The 21,227-nt window shown below is 42.1% G+C and carries 25 protein-coding genes; 12 read left to right on the forward strand and 13 right to left on the reverse strand.

Annotated features, from left to right (window positions below):
- Window positions 1–263: 263 nt before the first annotated feature.
- Together ACZIX4_RS16775 and ACZIX4_RS16780 are read left to right on the forward strand one after the other, a co-directional pair.
- Window positions 264–983, forward strand: a complete 720-nt coding sequence (locus ACZIX4_RS16775) for a PaeR7I family type II restriction endonuclease (RefSeq protein ID WP_463336800.1) — start codon at window positions 264–266, stop codon at window positions 981–983.
- 3 nt (window positions 984–986) lie between these two features.
- A complete protein-coding gene (locus ACZIX4_RS16780; protein WP_463336801.1) occupies window positions 987–2,600 on the forward strand; it encodes an Eco57I restriction-modification methylase domain-containing protein in 1,614 nt (537 codons plus the stop codon).
- Between the two features lie 95 nt (window positions 2,601–2,695).
- On the opposite strand, the gene ACZIX4_RS16785 is transcribed toward ACZIX4_RS16780, so the two are convergent.
- A complete protein-coding gene (locus ACZIX4_RS16785) occupies window positions 2,696–3,874 on the reverse strand; it encodes an acetyl-CoA C-acyltransferase (RefSeq protein WP_463336802.1) in 1,179 nt (392 codons plus the stop codon).
- Window positions 3,875–4,061: 187 nt separating this feature from the next.
- Between ACZIX4_RS16785 and ACZIX4_RS16790 the strand changes: the two genes are divergently transcribed.
- The 3 genes from ACZIX4_RS16790 (at window position 4,062) to ACZIX4_RS16800 (ending at window position 5,246) form a co-directional block, all read left to right on the forward strand.
- Window positions 4,062–4,424 (forward strand): hypothetical protein, encoded by a 363-nt coding sequence (locus ACZIX4_RS16790; RefSeq protein ID WP_463336803.1) that lies wholly within the window; start codon window positions 4,062–4,064, stop codon window positions 4,422–4,424.
- A gap of 109 nt (window positions 4,425–4,533) precedes the next feature.
- Window positions 4,534–4,890, forward strand: a complete 357-nt coding sequence (locus ACZIX4_RS16795; protein WP_463336804.1) for a hypothetical protein — start codon at window positions 4,534–4,536, stop codon at window positions 4,888–4,890.
- A 59-nt stretch (window positions 4,891–4,949) separates the two neighbouring features.
- Window positions 4,950–5,246 carry a hypothetical protein gene (locus ACZIX4_RS16800; protein ID WP_463336805.1) on the forward strand — a complete coding sequence of 99 codons (297 nt, stop codon included), beginning with the start codon at window positions 4,950–4,952 and terminating at the stop codon, window positions 5,244–5,246.
- Window positions 5,247–5,295: 49 nt separating this feature from the next.
- On the opposite strand, the gene ACZIX4_RS16805 is transcribed toward ACZIX4_RS16800, so the two are convergent.
- Both ACZIX4_RS16805 and ACZIX4_RS16810 read right to left on the reverse strand, forming a co-directional pair.
- The gene (locus tag ACZIX4_RS16805; RefSeq protein WP_411406972.1) at window positions 5,296–5,715 is read right to left on the reverse strand and encodes an OsmC family protein; all 420 of its coding nucleotides are present in this window, start codon (window positions 5,713–5,715) and stop codon (window positions 5,296–5,298) included.
- A 124-nt stretch (window positions 5,716–5,839) separates the two neighbouring features.
- A complete protein-coding gene (locus ACZIX4_RS16810; protein ID WP_463336806.1) occupies window positions 5,840–6,868 on the reverse strand; it encodes an alpha/beta hydrolase in 1,029 nt (342 codons plus the stop codon).
- Window positions 6,869–7,011: 143 nt separating this feature from the next.
- On the opposite strand from ACZIX4_RS16810, the gene ACZIX4_RS16815 reads away from it, so the two are divergent.
- A complete protein-coding gene (locus tag ACZIX4_RS16815; protein WP_463336807.1) occupies window positions 7,012–7,992 on the forward strand; it encodes a hydrogen peroxide-inducible genes activator in 981 nt (326 codons plus the stop codon).
- Window positions 7,993–8,162: 170 nt separating this feature from the next.
- On the opposite strand, the gene ACZIX4_RS16820 is transcribed toward ACZIX4_RS16815, so the two are convergent.
- From ACZIX4_RS16820 to rpsF, 4 genes are all read right to left on the reverse strand, one after another.
- Window positions 8,163–8,630, reverse strand: coding sequence for a DUF6495 family protein (locus tag ACZIX4_RS16820; protein WP_463336808.1), 468 nt, complete (start codon window positions 8,628–8,630; stop codon window positions 8,163–8,165).
- Window positions 8,631–8,791: 161 nt separating this feature from the next.
- A complete protein-coding gene (rplI, locus tag ACZIX4_RS16825) occupies window positions 8,792–9,250 on the reverse strand; it encodes a 50S ribosomal protein L9 (protein ID WP_463336809.1) in 459 nt (152 codons plus the stop codon).
- Between the two features lie 15 nt (window positions 9,251–9,265).
- Window positions 9,266–9,562 (reverse strand): 30S ribosomal protein S18, encoded by a 297-nt coding sequence (gene rpsR / locus ACZIX4_RS16830; RefSeq protein WP_322624722.1) that lies wholly within the window; start codon window positions 9,560–9,562, stop codon window positions 9,266–9,268.
- Between the two features lie 2 nt (window positions 9,563–9,564).
- Entirely contained in the window at window positions 9,565–9,906 is a 342-nt protein-coding gene (rpsF, locus tag ACZIX4_RS16835; RefSeq protein WP_322624723.1) for a 30S ribosomal protein S6, read from the reverse strand.
- 181 nt (window positions 9,907–10,087) lie between these two features.
- Between rpsF and ACZIX4_RS16840 the strand changes: the two genes are divergently transcribed.
- Window positions 10,088–10,786, forward strand: a complete 699-nt coding sequence (locus ACZIX4_RS16840; RefSeq protein WP_463336810.1) for a LytR/AlgR family response regulator transcription factor — start codon at window positions 10,088–10,090, stop codon at window positions 10,784–10,786.
- 81 nt (window positions 10,787–10,867) lie between these two features.
- Here the strand turns inward: ACZIX4_RS16840 and priA are convergent, their stop codons facing one another.
- Entirely contained in the window at window positions 10,868–13,318 is a 2,451-nt protein-coding gene (gene priA, locus ACZIX4_RS16845; RefSeq protein WP_463336811.1) for a replication restart helicase PriA, read from the reverse strand.
- 112 nt (window positions 13,319–13,430) lie between these two features.
- Between priA and ACZIX4_RS16850 the strand changes: the two genes are divergently transcribed.
- Both ACZIX4_RS16850 and ACZIX4_RS16855 read left to right on the forward strand, forming a co-directional pair.
- A complete protein-coding gene (locus ACZIX4_RS16850) occupies window positions 13,431–13,886 on the forward strand; it encodes a DUF6932 family protein (RefSeq protein WP_463336812.1) in 456 nt (151 codons plus the stop codon).
- Window position 13,887: 1 nt separating this feature from the next.
- Window positions 13,888–14,190 carry a hypothetical protein gene (locus ACZIX4_RS16855; RefSeq protein ID WP_463336813.1) on the forward strand — a complete coding sequence of 101 codons (303 nt, stop codon included), beginning with the start codon at window positions 13,888–13,890 and terminating at the stop codon, window positions 14,188–14,190.
- 3 nt (window positions 14,191–14,193) lie between these two features.
- On the opposite strand, the gene ACZIX4_RS16860 is transcribed toward ACZIX4_RS16855, so the two are convergent.
- Window positions 14,194–14,877: a hypothetical protein gene (locus ACZIX4_RS16860; protein WP_463336814.1), complete on the reverse strand. Its 684-nt coding sequence runs from the start codon at window positions 14,875–14,877 to the stop codon at window positions 14,194–14,196.
- A gap of 221 nt (window positions 14,878–15,098) precedes the next feature.
- Window positions 15,099–16,200 (reverse strand): peptide chain release factor 2 gene (prfB, locus tag ACZIX4_RS16865; protein ID WP_463336815.1). Its coding sequence is split into 2 segments (ribosomal slippage): window positions 15,099–16,136 and window positions 16,138–16,200, totalling 1,101 coding nucleotides; the frame shifts between segments, so codons are not numbered across the junction.
- 52 nt (window positions 16,201–16,252) lie between these two features.
- On the opposite strand from prfB, the gene ACZIX4_RS16870 reads away from it, so the two are divergent.
- Both ACZIX4_RS16870 and ACZIX4_RS16875 read left to right on the forward strand, forming a co-directional pair.
- Entirely contained in the window at window positions 16,253–17,278 is a 1,026-nt protein-coding gene (locus ACZIX4_RS16870; protein WP_463336816.1) for a threonine aldolase family protein, read from the forward strand.
- A gap of 54 nt (window positions 17,279–17,332) precedes the next feature.
- A complete protein-coding gene (locus ACZIX4_RS16875) occupies window positions 17,333–17,632 on the forward strand; it encodes a hypothetical protein (protein ID WP_463336817.1) in 300 nt (99 codons plus the stop codon).
- 230 nt (window positions 17,633–17,862) lie between these two features.
- On the opposite strand, the gene trmD is transcribed toward ACZIX4_RS16875, so the two are convergent.
- The 3 genes from trmD to ACZIX4_RS16890 form a co-directional block, all read right to left on the reverse strand.
- A complete protein-coding gene (gene trmD, locus ACZIX4_RS16880) occupies window positions 17,863–18,537 on the reverse strand; it encodes a tRNA (guanosine(37)-N1)-methyltransferase TrmD (RefSeq protein ID WP_463336818.1) in 675 nt (224 codons plus the stop codon).
- Between the two features lie 129 nt (window positions 18,538–18,666).
- On the reverse strand, window positions 18,667–19,119 hold the full coding sequence (locus tag ACZIX4_RS16885) for a DUF1569 domain-containing protein (RefSeq protein ID WP_463336819.1): 453 nt from the start codon (window positions 19,117–19,119) through the stop codon (window positions 18,667–18,669).
- Between the two features lie 92 nt (window positions 19,120–19,211).
- Complete coding sequence (locus tag ACZIX4_RS16890) at window positions 19,212–20,012, reverse strand: class I SAM-dependent methyltransferase (RefSeq protein ID WP_463336820.1); 801 nt, start codon at window positions 20,010–20,012, stop codon at window positions 19,212–19,214.
- Window positions 20,013–20,111: 99 nt separating this feature from the next.
- On the opposite strand from ACZIX4_RS16890, the gene ACZIX4_RS16895 reads away from it, so the two are divergent.
- A complete protein-coding gene (locus ACZIX4_RS16895) occupies window positions 20,112–21,044 on the forward strand; it encodes a peptidylprolyl isomerase (RefSeq protein ID WP_463336821.1) in 933 nt (310 codons plus the stop codon).
- Window positions 21,045–21,227 lie beyond the last annotated feature (183 nt).

The following is a 21,227-nucleotide window of genomic DNA, read 5'->3' on the forward strand; positions in this document are numbered from 1 at the left end:
TATTTTTTATTGTCTATTTTTTATTGATCGCTGCCTGATAGGTTTGCCGTTGCGGTTTTTCGCGTTGCTACAAATATAGCAGTTAATTCGGAAGCTTCTCTATATAAATCAATGCAGATATTAACCGGAAGTAAATTTTCATCCATGGCAAATTCGAGCTAATATAATTCGAGTGTTTCTTAATATTGTTAATACTTCTAATTCGTTGTGAGTATTTATGCAAAGAAATAAAAGCTAAATTTGCTATATTGAGACGATAAAAAATGGATTTGAAAAAATATGACTCACTTTTAAAAGATGCTATTAAAGTGTTTTGGGAAACCCGTAATAGTCAAAAGGATTCTCAAAGTGAGAAAGAAATTAAAGATACCGGCAACAGAAGTTCGGTTACCGGAGGTAAACAGCTTGATGGATTTTTAAAGTTATTGTTCATTGTAGCAAAAGACATAGGTATACCTGAAGATTGCATATTCATTAAAGGAAATCAATTGCCAGGCTATTTCAGGCCTACAAAGGATTGGGATATGCTTATTATAACACCAACGAAAAAACTTGTTGCAGTTATTGAGTTAAAATCTCAAGTTGGGTCTTTTGGAAATAATTTTAATAACAGGACCGAAGAAGCTATAGGAAGTGCAACAGATTTGTGGACAGCTTTCAGAGAAAAAGTATTTCCGGAACAATCTGCACCTTGGTTAGGTTATTTAATAGTTGTAGAAAAAACAATAAAGTCTACATCTATTGTTAGAATATCCGAACCATATTACAAAGTTTTCGAAGAGTTTAAAAATACATCATATTTAGATAGGTATAAGCTTTTTTGCAAAAAATTAATGTTGGAGAGGCTCTATTCTCAATGTTGTCTTATTTGGGTAACTAACGATCATAAATTTGGAAATATTGAAGATAGTATTTCAATTGAGGCTTTTTTAAGTTCTTTTATAGGACACCTTATCGGCCAACTACGTGAGTTTAAAAGATAAATTATGAAAAGGAAAAATGGAAGAAATTATGGGGAAGTATATACTGATAAGAATGTTATACAATTTATCTTAGATGAAGTCGGTTATGTATCTTCAATTGATTTAAGTTTAATATCAATTCTTGAGCCTGCATCTGGTAAAGGAGCTTTTGCTCAGGAAATTGTTAAAAGGCTTTTTCGTTCGTCTGTTAGGTTTAATTTTTCCTTTAGAGAAGCCCTGATTAGAAATGTATGTTTTGTTGAAAAGGATTTTGAGGCATATACTGTTCTTAAAACTTCTATTAATGAAACAATAAAAAGAATAACAAACGAGACATCGAGCCTTGGTGAGAAGCTTTGTGTTAACAATGATTTTCTCTTCATGGCATTCGATGAAAAATTTGATTGTATTGTTGGAAATCCACCATATATACGCAATGAATTAATCTCGAAGGAATGTAAAAAGTATTATAAAAAATTTTACAAAACTTTCAAGTACAGAGCAGATTTATATATTGCATTCTTCGAAAAGTCACTTAGGCTTTTGAAACGAAATGGAGAATTATGTTTTATTTCCCCGAACAGATGGCTAAATAATCAATATGGTGATGCATTGAGAGAACTTATTTCAACGGAATATAATTTAAAAAAACTATTCAATATTGAAAAGTCTTCACCTTTCGATGAGGCAGTTATTGCTTACCCTTGTATAACGACAATTTCAAATAGCTTTAATACAGGAACAACACTTTATTGTGAGGACAATTCAAAAAATATAGAATTTAATAACATATTGTTTAACAAGGTGAAAATGCCCAAATGTTCATCATGGCAAAATCTTTTTTTAAGTTATGACATAAATCATAAAGCATTACTAGGTATTGTAGAACAGGGATTTAAAATAGGTATTGGAGTAGCAACAGGGGCGGATAAAATATTTATTAGACATATAACGGAAATAAAAGATATTGAAAGTGATAGGCTAATTCCTATACTTAAATCGGATGATTTAAAAAACAATAGCTTTAATTGGGGGGAGAATTTTATAATAAATCCTTATGAAGATGAAGAACTTTGCGATTTAGAAAAATATCCAAATTTAAAAGAATACTTTATCAAAAATAAAGAAGCCCTTTTAGAACGTTATACTGCACGAAAATCACCTGATAAATGGTATAAAACTATAGATAAAATCAGACCTGAATTACAGCATGTCCCAAAATTATTACTACCTGATTTAACGGGGAATAAAATGCTTTTTATTGATGATGGGGATTATTATCCGCATCATAATTTATATTATATAATATCGGATAGTAAAGAGCATTTGATTATTTTAGCAGCAGTTTTGATGTCTGATTTTGTTCGTAATCAAATGAGTAAAATAGGTGTTAGAATGAATGGTGGTACCCCACGGTTTCAATCTCAAGTGCTTAAAAAAATTAAAATTCCCAATTTGATATTTATAAGCGATGAAGATAAAGCTGTCTTAATTGATTGTTACAATCGTCAAGATATTAACAGTATAAATTCGGTATTAGATTATTATAATGCTCAACATAATATAATGCCGAATGTAGTTAATAATGAAAAAACTATTGAACCTTTTGAAAGTGTTGTTAATATGGAATTGATTTGATATTTTTCATTGGCTGATTGTTGGTAAAAATAAATTAAATAAAAAATTTGCCATTACAATCAGCCAATAAAAAATAATCAATAGAACATAGAAAATTACAGGCGTTCTATAACAACTGCCGAAGCGCCGCCACCGCCGTTACAAATAGCAGCTGCACCGGTTTTGGCATTGTTTTGTTCCAACACATTAATAAGTGTTACCAGTATACGCGCACCCGATGCACCCAGCGGATGCCCCAGTGATACAGCACCACCGTTTACATTTATTTTATTGCCATCAAGGCCAAGGATTTTTGCATTGGCAAGGCCAACTACCGAGAAGGCTTCGTTAAATTCAAAGAAATCTATATCATCTTTGGTAATGCCTGCTTTCTCAAGCGCCTTAGGCAATGCTTTGGCAGGAGCAGTGGTAAACCACTTTGGCTCCTGCTCGGCATCGGCATAGCTTTTTATGTAGGCAAGCGGTTTCAGGCCAAGGCTGTTCGCTTTTTCCTCGCTCATAAGTACAAGTGCAGCAGCACCGTCGTTTATGGTAGAGGCGTTGGCAGCAGTAACGGTACCATCTTTGGTAAACACAGCGTTTAGCGACGGAATTTTGTCCAGCTTCACATTAGTATATTCTTCGTCCTTGCTTACAATGATTGGTTCGCCACGGCGCTGCGGTACAGCAACCGGTACTACTTCATTGTCAAACTTACCCGCATCCCATGCGGCGGCAGAGCGCTTGTATGAGTTGATGGCAAATTCATCCTGCTCTTCGCGGGTTATTTTATATTCGGTAGCGCACAGGTCGGCGCAAACCCCCATGGCGTTGTTGTCATAAGCATCGGTAAGGCCGTCTTTCTGCAGGCCGTCTACCATAGTGGCAGGGCCAAACTTGTAACCGTTCCTCATGTGTACGTAATGCGGAATCTGGCTCATGCTTTCCATACCGCCGGCTACTACAATTTCTGCATCGCCCAGCATTATGGCCTGTGCTGCCTGGGTTACGGCTTTCATGCCGCTGGCGCACACCTTGTTTACCGTGGTGGCTATAACGCTGTCCGGTAGCCCGGCTAACCTCGATGCCTGCCTGGCCGGGGCCTGGCCTACACCGGCCTGCACCACATTGCCCATAAGCACTTCGTCTACCAGTGTGGGGTCAAGGTTTATTTTTTCAAGGGCACCTTTTATTGCTGCCGCGCCAAGCTGCGGAGCCGTAAGGGTAGAAAGCCCGCCAAGGAAACTGCCGATAGGCGTACGTACCGCCGATACTATTACAACTTTTTTATCCATGGTTTTAAATGTCTTTACTTTTATGTTGTTTGTATTGCGAATTTAATGATTTGTTTGGCTTAAAAAAATACTTTATTGAAAAATAATTATAAAATAGCTGGTCTTGTTAAAAATCGGAGAAATTTAATGCATAATGGCGCAAGTACTGTTTTATAGCCTAATATTGCAGTTTAAAATTGATTTTGTTATGAATATAGTTGCAGTATTGATGGGGATAGCTGCCCTTGTTTTTTTAGTGAATAAAATTTACAGCACGCCGGGTAAAGTGGTTTTTACGGAGTCGGATAACACTGCCGATGCACTGCTGGCCAATATAAATGAAGAGGTGCTTGCCGGGCTTACCCTTGTAAAAGGCGATGCTCTTGTTTTCCAGGAAAGCGCTGCATCGGGTGAGGTATTTGTAAAGGCAAAGAATGCAGCCGGTAACTACCAGACCATTGGTTCGCTAAACGATATAGAATTGTATAAAAAGGTACAACAGAAACGTGCCCGTGGCAAGGTGTCTGATATTTCGGGTAATGCTATAACCATTGGCTACAGCTATTCGTAGTTTTCTTTAAGGTGGAATTTTTTTGCTGTAAAGGGAAATAAGCGATTGTGTATTAAGTATATCTGAAAATTAATAAGTATCATTGCAACCTAACCAATTATAATACTTTATGTCAGGCGAATACCGATTAGTGATAAGGGTAGGGCTTATAGTCCTCTTCTTTGTAATACGACAGGTTTATAAAAGCAGCAATAAACCAGCTAAAGAATTTAATATAAGCTCTGCACTTGAGGTAGACAGCAGCCTTATGGAAAAATTACAGCTTAAGCCCGGCGAACTTTTAGCCCTTATACCCAACCCTGACACATTTGAGGTTATAGTAAAGGCCAAAGGTATCTCTGACCGCTATGAGCAGATAGGTATTATAGAAGACCGCGAACTTTCTGAAAGAGTAAAGAGCAACACTGCACGGGGCTATATAGCTACTATTGACGGTAATAACGTAAAAGTAACACTTACTTATTAAGCGGTATGCTGTCTGTTATACTTCTCATTGTTTCTGTAGTGGCATTTATCTTAAGCCAAATGGCACGTATGAAGGCAGATGCTATTTTAGTAACCCAGACGCTTACAGTGCCCGAAGAAAAAATTAAATCTTTAGGGTTATACACAGGGCTTGCGCTGCGCCTTCACCGCGCCGAAGAAGTCAATATAATACAGGTATGGGTAAAAGATGCTGCCGGCATGGATGTATTGCTGGGCGAATATACCGGCCCTGTAGAACACGATTTGCTCAGGAAGAAAAAAGTGTATGCTTTTGTACATTCAGTATACGGCGATACCGTAGTGGTAGAAATTAAACTAAATGATGCCTTAAAATAACAAACCCCGCAATTGCGGGGTTTTTGTTTGTATGCGGAGGGCGTTGTAATTAACCTACCAGTGTAGCCGATAGTGTTTTTTCGGCATTAAGCACTTTAGATACCGGGCAAATTTCTTTTGCCTTGGCAGCAGTTTCCTGGAAGTCCTGCTCTGTCATACCCGGAACGTTAGCTTCAAGTTTCAGGTGGATTTTGGTAATAGTACCGTCCTCAAAAGTAACCTGAGCCTCAGTAGTAAGGTCTTCAGGGGTAAAGCCTTTTTCTGAGATAAGGAAGCTTAGCTGCATGGTAAAGCAACCGGAATGTGCAGCGGCTATCAGTTCTTCAGGGTTTGTACCTATACCGTCGGCAAAACGGGTTTTAAATGAAAGCTGTGTGTTGTTCAGTACGGTGCTTTGAGTTGTAACGCTTCCTGCGCCTTCCATACCTGTGCCTTTCCAGTTTGTGCTTGCTGTTCTTGTGAATTTCATGGTGATAATTTTAAAGTGATTATTTATTTGTTATTGTTTTTAAAGATAGGGCTTAATCAGTAAAGTTATTTAATCTGTAAGCTGTAACTTGTTAAGCCTTTGTTATTTTTAGTGATGTGTGTGCTTAGTTCCTTAGTTTTTCTTTCAGTGCATCAACAGCCTGTTTTATAGCGGCGCGTGGTGCAGGGGTATCTGTAATAGGGTTTAGCATTACAAAGTCGTGTATGGTGCCTATGTAGCGTGTAGCGGTAACTTTTACACCGGCAGCATTCAGTTTTTTGGCATAAGCTTCGCCTTCATCACGTAGTACGTCGTTCTCAGCAGTGATAACAAGCGCTTCAGGCAGGCCTTTCAGCTGGTCGAATTCAGCACGTAGTGGCGATGCGGTAATCTGGTTACGGTCGGCCCTGTTTGGTGCATACTGGTCCCAAAACCATACCATGGCATTCAGGGTAAGGAAGTGCCCGTTTGCAAACTGCTGGTACGATGATGTGTTGAAGTTAGCATCTGTTACAGGGTAGAACAGTAGCTGGAAGTCAATTTTAGGGCCTTTACGGTCTTTCGCCATAAGGGTTACTGCTATGGCCATGTTGCCACCAACACTGTCGCCACCTACGGCAAGCTTATCAGTATTCAGGTTCAGTTTGGCACCGTTTTCTTTTATCCATTTAGTAGCAGCATAGGCTTCTTCGTTAGACTGAGGATAGTGTGCCTCGGGAGTAGGGGTGTAGTTTACAAATACTACGGCTACGTTAGCGCCCACTGCCAATTCCCTTACCAGTCGGTCGTGGGTAAAGGCGTTGCCCAGTATCCATCCGCCACCGTGGAAGTACATTAGCACCGGCAGCTTTTCTTTGCTGCCCTGTGGCCTTACTATACGTATAGATACTGTGCGGCCGTCTTGTGTTATGGTGCGTTCTTCTATATCAGCGTTCAGTTTTTTGTAGTTGCCGGTTTGAGCGTTGATGAGTACGTTACGGGCATCCTGTATAGAAAGTTCATAAAGTTGTGGGCCGGTGCCGCCGTGTACTGCTTTAAGGAACTCGCGGGTGTTTTTTTCAATGCTGTAGCTACCTGCAAGTGAAGGGTCGGTTTGTGCTGTGGCTGCGGTTAGTCCTAAAATCGCTAAGGCCAGTGTTGCTAATTTTTTCATGGTATTAAATTTTTGTGATGTTGAGTAATTTGTTCTTTTCTGTCAGGAGGTTGTTCCTTCATTTTGACAAGACAAATTTATCTCAATAGGCATATATAAAACAAATTAATAATTTTTTACCTTTATAAAATAATTTTATAATCATGACAATTCAACAACTGAGATATATAGTAGCGCTCGACGAACACCGCCATTTTGCAAGGGCTGCCGAAGAAAGCATGGTGACCCAGCCCGGGCTTACCATACAGCTAAAAAATCTTGAAGAAGAGATAGGAATTAAAATTTTCGACCGTACAAAGGTGCCTTTAAAGCCCACAGCGGCAGGTGAGGAGATTATTTTGCGTGCCCGAAAGGTACTCCGTGAAGCCGATGCCATACGCGATTATGTAGTAAATAAGAAAAACGACCTGGAGGGTACGGTAACGCTTGGGGTTATCAGTACGCTGTCGCCGTATCTTATGCCACAGTTTATAAAAGCGATGAGCGTAATTGTGCCGAACATGCAATTTATTATCCGCGAAAGCAGTACGGGCCAACTGATGGGCGACCTGGAGACCGGTGCTATAGACATAGCGCTTATGGCTACGCCTACCGGTAATGCCACGCTGAGGGAATATCCTGTTTTCCAGGAGCCGTTTGTGGCCTACCTGAATGAAGGGCACCCTATGGCAGAGGCCAAACAGTATAAGCTGCAGCCGCAGGACAGGCCGGAATTATTACTGTTAGAACACGAATACTGTTACAATGCCCAGCTGCTGGATATTTGTGGGATTAAAGACGGTGGTTTCAGTAAGGACCGTTTTAAGTACGAGATAAATTCTATAGAGACGCTGAAAAACCTGGTGAGGGCAGGGTTGGGATTTGCGTTAGTGCCACAGCTTTCGGTGCTGAACGAGCCTGAATCGCCTATGTTTAAGCCGTTTGAAGAGCCGGTGCCGGTACGCGAAATAAGCCTTGTAGTGGCAGACACCTTTACGCGAAAGCTGCTATTGGAAAAAATGAGTGAGGCTATATGGAACTGCCTGCCTGAAAATATAAGGCAAAACAAAGCCTATAAAAAAATCAGGTGGAATGACTCGCCGTATTTTATTGAGAAGGTTGCTGAAGCTATGAAGGGGTTGTAGTTTAGCCTTTTATAAATTATTAAACCTACAAGGTTTTTTAAAACCTTGCAGGTGTCGGACTCAATGTTGGGTGTTCTACTCTCCTGCAAGGTTTCTAAGACCTTGTAGGTGTTTAACAATATTGGGGTTGCAGTAGTGTTTTGGCTGTTCGCTATGTGGCTAAGCCAATGCTAAAACATATCTTCAAACTGTGCATACAGTTGGCCATCGGTTAGTGTGGCACCCTGTTCCATAAGGCTGAAAATTTCGGCATTGCGGTCTTCACCAAAGTCCTTTTTACCTCGGGTAACCTTTACGTCATCATGAAAAATATTTTCATTCAGCCATATCAGGCCGCTTTCGGTGGTAAGGTCGGCAGTAGGGGTGTGGGCATGTATAATGATGCTTTCCATACTCTCCTTGCCCATTTTAAACAAAAATATATGGTTCGGGCTATAGTGTTCCAGCCACTGGGCTTTATCCAGAACGGCTTCCCATATCAGGTCGCTAAACACGTCGAGCTCCTGTTCGGCTACTTCCGGTTTTTCGGCTTTAAGGGTTTCCCACTCGTTGCGGTCTATTTGCTGTGATGCCAGGAAACGGCTGAACTCCGGGTGCAGTTCTTCCAGCTGTTCTTTTGTAAGGCGGATGTATTTCATCAGTAAAAATTTGCCACGAATTTCGCTAATTATCACTAATTACTTAACCGTGCAGCGGTAATTTAAAGGATAAATTTGTGCGAATTCGTGAAATTAGTGGCTAAATGCATAAATAAAAAAGCCTTCCGGTGAGGGAAGGCTTAGTATATCGCATTTGCTAATTAGTTAGCAGCTGCAGCGGGTTGCTCAGCAACGATTTCGTACGGAAGCTCAACAATAACTTCGCGGTGAAGCCTTACTGAAGCAGTGTACTTACCTGTACGCTTAACAATACCGCTGGTGATGAATTTTTTGTCGATAGCCTGACCGTTAGCCGCAAGGATCTCAGCAAGATCTGCGTTAGTAACAGAACCGAAAAGTTTTTCGCCACCTGCTTTAGCAGTAATTTTTATTTCGATAGCTTTGATAGCCTCAGCAGTAGCTTTAGCATCATTTACAAGCTTTTGCTCTTTGAAAGCCCTTTGTTTAAGGTTTTCAGCAAGAACTTTTTTAGCTGAAGGAGTTGCAAGTGTTGCAAATCCTTGTGGTATAAGGAAGTTACGGCCGTATCCTGGCTTTACTGTAACTACATCATCTTTAAAACCTAAGTTTTGTACGTCTTGTTTAAGTATAAGTTCCATAATATTGCCTCTTTATTATTTTAGTAAGTCAGCCACATATGGCATTAGTGCTAGGTGACGTGCCCTTTTAACGGCTACAGATACTTTCCTTTGGTATTTTAGTGAAGTACCGGTAAGGCGACGAGGAAGGATTTTACCTTGCTCGTTTACAAATTTAAGTAGGAAATCTGCATCTTTGTAATCTACATACTTGATACCTGATTTCTTGAAACGGCAATACTTTTTAGTCTTGTTTGTCTCTATGTTCAAAGGCGTAAGATACCTGATATCTCCGTCTTTTTTTCCTTTAGCTGACTGTTCTATTGTTGACATAATTAGTTTGCTTTAGCTTTTAGTTTTTCCCTTCTTCTTTCTGCCCAAGATATAGCGTGTTTGTCTAGTGCTACGGTTAGGAAACGCATAACCCTTTCGTCACGGCGGAACTCAGTTTCAAAGCCTATAAGTGCCTCAGCAGGAGCTTTGAATTCAAACAGGTGGTAAAACCCGCTTTTTTTGTTCTGGATTTCATAAGCCAGTTTTTTAAGGCCCCAATCCTCTTTTGATACAAACTCGGCACCCTTTGAAGTAAGGTAGTCTTCAAACTTACTTACTGTTTCCTTTACCTGGGTTTCAGATAAAACGGGATTCAAGATGAAAACAGTTTCATAGTGATTCATAATACTATATAAATTTTGTTATAAAATTGGCTGCAAAGGTAATCCTTTTTATTTAATGTGCAACTTTACTTTTTTAGTTTTTTCCCTGTTAACTAAAACGAAAAAATTCTTTATATTTGTAAGCATTCCATCAAAAAAAGCATAATACTGATTACTAAAACCTTCAAAAATAATTTGACAGATGAAACTTAACTGTGTTGTTGTTGATGATAGCACAATACAAAGGATTACCATCGCCAAGCTTGTAAACGAGCATCCTAACCTTACGTTAGTAGGTGATTTTTCTAATGCTTCTGAAACGCGCAATTGTATATTGCATAAGCATGTAGACCTGCTTTTTTTGGATATTGAAATGCCGGTACAAACAGGTTTCGACCTGCTCGACGGATTAAAGGTAAGGCCACAGATTATTTTTGTGTCTTCCAAGTCAGACTATGCCCTTAAGGCTTTTGACTATGCAGCCCTCGATTACCTGCATAAACCGGTAACCAAAGACCGCTTTTATAAAGCGGTACAAAAAGCAATAGACATGAAGCTCCTGCAAAAGGACGGGGGCGAGGAAGAAGGCGAATTTATCTTTGTAAAGAGCAACCTTAAGAACTTTAAGGTATACATTTCAAAAATCCGATGGGTAGAGGCCTTTGGCGATTACATTAAAATAATCACCGAAGAGGACTCCCACCTTGTATTGTCTACCATGAAAGCTTTTGAAAGCGAGCTGCCCACAGACAAATTTATGCGGGTGCACAAGTCCTATATTATTAACCTGGACAAAGTGGAGCGTTTCAACAGCAAGTTCGCCGAAATAGGCGACACAAAAATCCCGCTTAGCCGCAACAAGAAAGAAGAGCTTGTTGCCGTGCTGAACAGGCCGCAATAAACCATTCCTAAAACAAACTACAGTAACAAAATACACTTCGGGCTGCTTTTATAAGCGGCCCGTTTTGTTTTAAACAGGCTCTTAGTACGGGTCTACATTTACGGTAACTTTTACGGCGCGGTACTGTGGTACGGCTTCCATACTGGAGAGTATCTTTTGTATGCTTCCTTTGGTGTTGCCCAGTGCAGTGCCCAGCGGTATCTTTACCATAATGGTACGTATGTACTCGTTACGTATGCGGCTGATGCCCGGTTCTTCAGGGCCGAGTATGGGGATGCTGAGGTTTTGGTTCAAAACATTGTACAGCCAGAATGAGGCTTCTTTCAGCTCTTCGTAGTCTTTGTGCTTTAAGATAAGGCGTACCATACGGAAGTAGGGCGGGTATTTAAAGTTTTTGCGTTCGTACAGCTGCTCCTTAAACATACCTTCGTAATCGCCTTCGGTAACCTGCTGAATAATATTATGCAGCGGATTGTAGGTTTGTATATACACCTTACCCCGGTCGTCTTTACGTCCGGCGCGGCCTGCAACCTGTACCATCATTTGGTACGCGCGTTCAAAGGCACGGAAGTCGGGCTGGAAGAGCATGTTATCAGCATTCAGTATGCCCACAAGGCCCACATTGTCAAAATGCAGCCCCTTAGCCAGCATCTGCGTGCCAACAAGGATGTCTATCTCGTGGTTTTTAAACGCATCGATAATCTTTTCGTAACCGTGCTTGCCGCGCGTGGTGTCCTGGTCCATGCGCCAGGCATTCTTTTTAGGGAACAGTGTTTTCAGTTCCTGCTCTATCTGTTCAGTGCCAAAACCTTTGGTACTGATGTCCAGGCTGTGGCACTGGTGGCAGTGCGTGGGCATGGCTATATGATGGGCGCAGTAGTGGCAGCGTAGCTGGTTTTTGTACTTATAATAGGTAAGGCTCACGTCGCACTGTGGGCATTGCGGCACGTGGCCACAGTTCATACACTCCACCCATGGCGAGTAGCCGCGGCGGTTCTGGAACAGTATAACCTGCTTGCCCAGCGCCATGGTTTCGGCCATAGCCTCGGTAAGGGTATCGCTAAAGTGTCCCGTCATTTGCTTGCGTTTGTACTTGTCCTTCAGGTCGACCAGAATAATTTCAGGGGGGAGCACCCGCCCGAAACGTTCTTTCAGTTCGGCAAAGGCATACTTACCGCTTTGCACATTGGTATAACTTTCAATACTTGGCGTAGCCGAACCCAGCAGTGTTTTAGCCCCGAAATAATTTGCCAACACTATAGCTGCATCCCTTGCATGATAGCGTGGTGCCGGGTCTTGCTGTTTAAAGGTTTGCTCGTGTTCCTCGTCAATTACGATAAGGCCCAGGTTCTGGAACGGTAAAAACAACGCTGACCGCGCACCGATAACTACCTGCGCTTTTTCGCTTTGCTGCAAGACCTGGTTCCAAACTTCTATGCGTTCGTTATTGGTATACTTGCTGTGGAATACAGCTACTTTATTGCCAAAATACGCTGACAGCCGGTGTACCAACTGCGTAGTAAGGGCTATTTCGGGCAACAGGTACAGCACCTGCTTACCGGAATTGATGTATTCTTCAATGAGTTTTATGTAGACTTCGGTCTTGCCGCTGCTGGTAATGCCGTGCAGCAGGGTAACAGGCAGCAGCTCGAAACCTGCCTTAATGCTGTTTAGTGCCAACTGCTGGCGGTCGCTCAGGGTAAAGCCTGCATCGTCGCTTCCGGAAAAACTTACACGGTCTTCCTGTAAAAAGTATTCTTCAAAAATGTTTTTGTCTACCAATGATTTTACTACTGCAGCCGTACTCCCTGCTGATTCTATAAGCGCTTTTACGGTAATGGGCTTGCGTTCCCGCGCCTGTAACTGGAAGTAATGCAATACCAGTTCGCGCTGTTTTTGCGCACGGCTGAGCAGTTGCAGCAATTCGCTAAGCTGTTCTTCCTGCAAAAACTCCTCCTGCAGGCGGATGTAACGGATAACCTTAGGTTTGTACTTTTCAGTGATTTCCTCCTGTAGCACCACTACGTTTTTACTGAGCAGGCGGTTAAGGGTGGGCAGTACCGTTTTTTTGTTGAGTATCGCTGCCACTTCCTGTACTTTTATAGCCGATTGCTTTTGCAGCGCTTCGTAAATCAGGTATTCGTCGTCGGTGAGTTGGCCTGCATCGGGGCGGAAGTCTTTAGTAGGGGTAATTATGGTTTCACTTTCCAGTAGCAGCCCGCTTGGCAGTGCCGAACGGTACACCTCGCCAATGGTACACATATAGTAGGAGGCTATCCACTCCCAGTGTTTCAGTTGGTTTACGGTGACTATGGGGGCATCGTCCAGTATCTGGTCGATTTCCTTGGCTTCGTAGGTAGACGGTGGGTTTTGGTGCAGTGCCTTAACCAGCCCTGTAAATATTTTGCTCTTACCAAAGGGCACTGCTACGCGCATACCGGGCTGCAAAAACGCGTACTCCGCCGCATTGACCGAGTAGGTAAAGGTTTTTGGCACAGCCAGCGGCAGTATCACTTCAATAAAATAAGGCATGGAGTGTGTTTAGGGCAAAGATAGGGATTTGGTATTTAAATTTAAAGCGGCATAACTGTCCTGTACTGTCTGTAGCTGGATAAATTTTAGTAAATTTGATAAAATATGTTTGATGTTGCAATTTGACACGCGTGGATATTTAAGGCCTGAAGGAAATATTGTTTCGGATATTAATGAACTTGAAACGATGTTTAGTGTAAACGAAAGCAGGAAAGGTTTGTTTGAACTTTTTTCAATTTATGCTCGCTCGCTTAAAGAAGTTTTGGGAGAAGACCTTAAAATATGGGTTGACGGTTCTTTTGTAACCAAGAAAGAAAAACCAAATGATATTGATATTGTAACATTTGTACAACATGATGTTTTTGAGAAGTTTGAAAAAGACCTGAAAGATTTCTTTTATCCACAGTCAAAAAGCAAGTATACTATCGATGCATATATTGTAGTTGTATATCCTGAAGGGCATAAAAAGAATTTCTTTTATAAAAGTGATTATGCACACTGGTTGCAGGACTTCTCTAAAGATTTAAAAACAAATAGTAAAAAAGGTTTCTTAGAAATAGTAGTATAATATGGAAAGGCAGGAAATAGATTACCTGATTAATTTGCTCGACAAATTAAAGAGGACCGACGAAATGATAAAGTTGCATCGTGAGAATGACTCTACGGCGATGCTAAATCAATATGAGGCCATATTAAACGATACCATTTTTGAAATCATGAAAGTGGTGTATACTGACAATAATAAAAACCACGAACTGGCTAATAAAATTAGCTATAATATACTATTTAAATACCCTAATGTAAGTACCCACAGGATTTTAAGTGAAGATGATATGATACCGAATTTAGAGAAGATGCTGTTGAGTTCTTAGGTGTTAATCAGTGATTTGTAAGCTAGTTTCTTTTGAGATTTCTATAACTACGCCTACATATAAGTGCCAGTCATTTAGGATATCCCAATCAGTTCCTCCTTCAGATAAATCAACAGGAGTGTCTTTTGGATATAATTGATCCATTACTGTGTCAACCTTGATTGTTAAATTTAATTCATTGTGAATCAATAGTTTTTTAAAGTTTTCTGTCCAATCGCTATATTTTGTTTCAATAAGCTGCTCGAAATTTTCTTTATCTTCTTTGTGTAGAAAAATGTTTGCTTTTTCTATACAAGCAAAATATGCATTTTGTATTTGGGATTTTCCTGTATTTTTATCGTTAATTAGAAAATATTCATAATTCCTCATTAGGTCTTCTAATACAAGTGTCTTGCTTGGGTTTATACCTTTTAATTCAATGGGGAATAATGCGGGCAAATTCGTTAAATATTTATTCGTTAAAGAATTACTATAAACAGCAATATCTATTCTTCCATTTCTTTTAACATTATGTCTGTCGGATGGTTCCCATTTTTCATTTATCTGCGGTATACATGAACTGGCAAAGTTTTTTGTAGAATCTTCTAATTTGACAGTAAACTTATTTTCGCTATCCGAAAATTGTTTCGCAACAAGCACAGTTAGTAGATATTCGGGTTTGATTTCCGTGAAATCTCCATTTTTCATAAAGAAAGATGTAAGACATGCATCTTTTAAACCTGACATTATTTTTGAAACCATAGTGAATAGCCTTTGATTTTGAGAGTGAATTTAATTATTTGTAGTCAAATTTAACAAAAAAAACCTGCAACTCTTCAGCTACAGGTTTCCAATATTCAGAGATTTCTCCACTCCACTTTGTTCCGGTCGAAATAGAAAATAGTCAATATTAAATAGAAAATAAAAAATTACTCCTCACTTTCCTGTTGCCCCATCATCATCAGGTAGGCTTTAAGGAACGGGTCAATTTCGCCGTTCATCACAGCGTCAACGTCGCTGGTTTCGTGTGCCGTGCGTACGTCTTTAACCAGTTTGTACGGGTGCATTACATAGTTTCGTATCTGCGAACCCCACTCAATTTTCATTTTGTTGGCCTCAATCTCGTCGCGCATTGCCTGGCGTTTCTTCAGCTCTATTTCATAAAGCTGCGATTTCAGGAGCTGCATGGCCTTAATCTTGTTATCCAGCTGCGAACGCGTTTCCGAGTTTTCAATGATAATCCCGGTAGGGTGGTGGCGCAGTCGTACAGCGGTTTCCACCTTGTTAACGTTCTGTCCGCCCGCACCGCTGCTTCGCATGGTTTCCCAACTGATGTCGGCAGGGCTTATTTCTATCTCTATGGTATCGTCGGCAAGCGGGTATACATACACCGATGCAAACGAGGTATGGCGCTTGGCATTACTGTCAAACGGGCTGATGCGTACCAACCTGTGTACGCCGTTTTCGCCCTTAAGCCACCCAAAGCTGTAATCGCCTTCAAACTCAAGCGTTACGGTCTTAATACCGGCAACCTCACCCTCCTGGAAGTTGAGTTCCTTTACTTTATAGCCGTGCTTTTCGCCCCACATAATGTACATACGCATCAGCATGCTGGCCCAGTCACAGCTTTCGGTACCACCGGCGCCGGCCGTTATTTGCAGTACGGCACTCATGCTGTCGCCTTCATCTGATAGCATGTTTTTAAACTCCAGGTTTTCTATGTGGGTTATGGTGTCGCTGTATTGGTTTTCCAGTTCTTCTGCGCTAACGTCGCCTTCCTTAAAAAAGTCGTACATTATTTGCAGTTCTTCGGCTAACTCGTTGGCTTTGTTATAGTCTTCCACCCACTTTTTCTTACTGCGCAGGTTGCGCACAATAAGCTCTGCCTGCTTGGCGTTGTTCCAAAAGTCAGGGGCGTAGGTCTTTTCTTCTTCGTTGGTTATTTCTATTAACTTCCTGTCGATGTCAAAGATACCTCCTCAGTGCTCCAAGGCGCTCCATAATACCTTTAATTTGTTCGGTATTTGTCATAAAAAATGTAGTTTTGTAATTGCTTACAAAAATAAGCGATACTTTTCATAATATGGAAATTAATTTAATTAGCGATACGGTTACCAAACCATCCCACGAAATGCTGCAACAAATGTTCCGGGCACGTGTGGGCGACGATGTGTACAAACAAGACCCTTCGGTAAACGAACTGGAGGAAACAGTAGCAGGGCTTTTCGGTAAGGAAGCCGGGCTGTTTTTTCCCAGTGGTACCATGGCAAACCAAACCGCGATTAAACTCCATACCCAGCCAGGCGATGAGCTTATTTGCGATAAATGGGCACATGTATACAACTACGAAGGTGGCGGCGCTGCTTTTAACAGCGGCGTATCGTGCAAGCTGATAGACGGTAACCGCGGCATGGTGACGGCGCAGCAGGTACGTGATGCCGTGAACCCACCCGACTTTTACCACAGCCCGCTTACATCATTGGTTTGCATAGAAAATACGACTAACAAAGGGGGAGGGGCGTGCTACGACCTGCAAACCCTGCGCGATATTAAAGAGGTTTGTACCCAAAACAACCTTAAATACCATCTGGACGGCGCCCGCCTGTGGAATGCCCTTGTGGCAAAGCGCCAGCACCCACGCCAGTTTGGCGAACTGTTCGATACGGTATCGGTATGCCTTAGCAAGGGGCTTGGTGCTCCGGTAGGTTCGGTACTGGTGGGCAGCAAAACCGATATTAACCGTGCGCTGCGCATTCGTAAGGTATTGGGCGGCGGTATGAGGCAGGCCGGTTACCTTGCTGCTGCGGGTATGTATGCGCTACAGCACAACGTAGGCCGCCTTGAGGAAGACCACCGCCGTGCAAAACAGCTGGGCCAACTGCTGAGCCAACTCCCGTGGGTGGCAAAAGTGGAGCCTGTGGAAACGAATATCCTGATTTTTACGCTTCGCGAAGGTTTCAGCGAAACGGCTGTGATAGAAAAACTAAAGCAAAAAAGTATCTTTATCAGCTCTATGGGGCAGGGCAAACTACGTATAGTAACCCACCTGGATTATAAAGAGGTGATGCACCAGTATGTGGTGGAAACGCTGAGCAGGTTTACGATTTAATTTTGTTTCAAGTTTAAAGTTTCAGGTTGCTGACTCTGGCGTAAAATGACAGTTATGAAAAAAAAACTTCTGTTTTTACTTTTTATAAGCTGCTTGTTTTCGTGTGCGAAATCAAATGAAGAGATTGTGGCTTCGCATCAGTGGAAGTTTGGCGAAGGAGCACATGAACTTGGTGATTGGGTAAATTTTAACGGAAAAAGTATAAAGCTACAAAACGATACAATATTCAAAAATGGCAAGCCTACAGCTGTAATTGATTCTGTCTACCATAATTATGACCATTATATGCTTGTGGTCCGCTCTGTAAAAACAGGCCAAAAAGGGCTTTATTTTGAAAAAGGGGAAGTAGATTAATTTCACTTAAGGTTTCAGGTTGAGTTTCACTCATTCCGTCATTGCGAGGAGGAACGACGAAGCAATCTTATAAAGAAGCTAAGCTACCAGTTTTACAACGATAAGATTACTCCGTCAGTTCGGGCTGTACCCTCGGGTGCTTCGTGCCTCGCAATGACAGATCGGATTGGACTTTGAGAATAGATTATCCGAGTAAGCAACTTTAAACCTTAAACTTTAAACAAAAATAACTACTCTAAAAGATCCGGCCTGCGTGTTTTAGTATGCTCGTACGCCATATCCTCGCGCCATTTGTCTATGTTAGCCTGGTGGCCGCTCAGTAGAATATCGGGTACTTTCCAGCCTTTATATTCAGCCGGGCGCGTATATACCGGCGGAGCCAGCAGGTTGTCCTGGAAGCTGTCGGTAAGGGCAGATGTTTCATTGCTCAAAACACCCGGAATCAGGCGAATGATAGAGTCGGCTACCACGGCAGCGGCAAGTTCGCCACCCGAAAGCACAAAATCACCTATAGATATTTCTTTGGTAATAAACTGGTCGCGCACGCGCTGGTCTACACCCTTGTAATGCCCACACAGGATGATGATGTTCTTTAAAAGCGACATCTTATTGGCCATGCCCTGGTTCAGCGTTTCGCCATCGGGGGTCATATAAATCACCTCGTCATACTCGCGTTCGGCTTTCAGTTTGCTGATGCAAAGGTCTATGGGTTCTATCATCATTACCATACCTGCACCACCGCCAAACTGGTAATCGTCTACATTTTTGTGCTTGTTGGTGCTGTAATCGCGCAGGTTATGCAGGTGTACTTCCACCAGGCCTTTGTCTATGGCACGTTTCAGGATAGAAGCCTCGAAAGGGCTGCGTAAAAGTTCAGGCAGTACAGTAATGATGTCGATGCGCATTTTTTAATGTATCAATTTTTCAATGTGCAAATGTAACAATTAAAGACGGTGCATAAAACACAACGCATACACTTTCATTAATTGTTACATCAAAGCATTGATTCATTGCTACATTAACCAATTGTTACATTATACCCCGAATTGCTTCAAATGGTGGTCCAGGTGTTTCCACTGTGCGGTATCAATTTCCTCGTACGTCATTTTCCCGAACAGTGGGTGCTCGGTAACTTTTATACCCTCATGGCCGTCGCGGCTGAACTGTGATACAAGTTCCTTTAGCTTTTGTTTTGCCGTTTCGAAATGTGGTTCATGGGTAACTTTAAACTCTTTCGCAGTAGGCATGCCTTTACCGAAAGGATGCACGCTGGTAAACTGTTTCTTGGCGCTTTTACCGAAAAAGAATTTAACCAGCGGGTTTACTTTAATTACGCGGGTGCCGTAAACTACCTCCAGCGGCATCTGGCAGTGTTCCAGCATCTGGCTTACGGTCATTACGCCCCATTCAGATAGTTTTATAGGGGTAAGTTTATCTATGCGGTCTAATATATGTTGGTTCCCTACCGGGTGAAAAAGGCTTTCCATAATGTGATTTTTAGCGTATCAAAATTAAGAATATTTCTGAAACGTTTCAATGGGGCGAACGGAATGTTTAACGGTAATAAATCGCACTTTAGTTAGGGCTTAACAGCAAGTACTGAATACACCATAGGGATGTTATTGCCCAGGTGCTTTACGCGGTATTTACCCGGCGCAAATTCCTCAAGGTGGCTGAAGCAGTTGTATGGCGAATAATCATATTCATTAAACTTTTCTATACGCAGGCCATGATGTAAGAGCGCCCCAAGCACTTCTCCTATACTGTGGTTCCAGTTTATGGTTTCGCTGCGCAGGTCGGCTTCCTTTTCGGCGTAGGTACCAGTTTCTTCTTCTATAATAGCCTCGTCCTTAAAGTAGTTGTAGGTTACTTTGGTAAAGTCGTTATCCATCATCCATACCACAGGGTGGAAGTCGGCAAATACAAACCTGCCGCCGGGCTTCAGGAAACGGGCTACCACAGCAGCCCATTTATCTACATCGGGCAGCCAGCCAATGGTGCCGTAGGTAGTGAATACAATATCAAACTGCTCGTCCAGTACATCGGGCAGGCTGTATACATCACAGCATATAAAGCGGGTGTTAAGCCCCATTTGCGTAGCCAGCCCTTTACCTTTTTCAATAGCCGCAGGGGAGAAATCGACCCCTGTAGCTACAGCGCCCATCCGCGAAAGCGAAAGCGTATCCTGCCCGAAATGGCATTGCAGGTGCAGTATGGTTTTTCCGCTAACATCGCCTAGCAGTTCCAGTTCTATTGGGTTAAGGCTATTGCGCCCGGCCAGGAAACCCGGCAGGTCATAAAAGTCGGATGCGGCGTGGTGTTCCGTTTTGGCATCCCAGGCTTTTTGGTTAATGGCTATGTAATTGTCTTCTTTTTTCATTTGGATTTGCATTGGCTTTCGCCAAATTTACTGTTTTGTTATGAGTTACCTCCGCAAATAAATTTGTAAATTTGCACTTTCAAACAAACTTGATAGATAATGGAAAACGGAATTTACGCAAAATTTCATACTTCAAAAGGGGATATCCTTGTGAAGCTTACCTATGACCTTACTCCCGGAACTGTGGGCAACTTTGTGGGCCTTGCCGAGGGTAACCTTGATAATGATGCCAAGCCAATGGGCAAACCATATTATGACGGCCTTGTTTTTCACCGTGTGATTTCTGACTTTATGATTCAGGGCGGATGCCCGCTGGGTAAAGGTACAGGCGGCCCGGGTTACCAATTTGACGATGAGTTCCACCCAAGCCTTAAACACGATGCGCCGGGTGTACTGAGTATGGCTAATGCCGGTCCGGGCTCTAACGGTTCTCAGTTCTTCATTACCCACGTGGCTACACCATGGCTGGATAACAAGCACACTGTGTTTGGTAATGTAGTAGACGGACAGGATATAGTAGATGCTATACAGCAAGGCGATAAAATAGAGAAACTTGAAATTATCCGCGTAGGCGAGGAGGCACAAAAATGGAATGCCATAGAGGCGTTCCGTACGTTTGAAGGCTCTCGCGAAAAGCGTATTGCCGAGCAGAAACGCCAGGCAGAGGAAGCCCTTGAAAAACTGGCTGCCGGTTTCGAAAAAACTGAAAGCGGCCTTCGTTACCAAATAATCCAGAAAGGTAACGGTAAAAAAGCCGAAGCCGGACGTAAAGTATCGGTACACTATAAAGGCGCCCTTGAAAACGGTATGGAGTTCGACTCATCATACAAGCGCAAGCAGCCTATAGAGTTCCCGTTAGGACAAGGCCACGTTATTGAAGGATGGGATGAAGGTATTGCCCTGCTACAGGTAGGTGACAAAGCCCGTTTTGTAATACCGTCTTACCTTGGTTACGGTTCGCGTGGTGCAGGTGGCGTTATCCCTCCGGATGCTACACTTATTTTCGACGTAGAACTTATGGACGTTAAATAGTCTCAAGACATCAGTACAAAGTATATATAAGGCTGCCCAACGGGCAGCCTTTGTACTTTATTATCAGTATTAACACAACCTTAGGTTGCCTTTAATACGGCGCTAAGAAAACTGCGCCTAACTTTATAGTAGATAAAAGGACAACCCACAACAGCGCTGCCTGTAGAAACGAAGATGACGGGT

It is taken from the genome of Flavobacterium niveum (assembly GCF_055231775.1).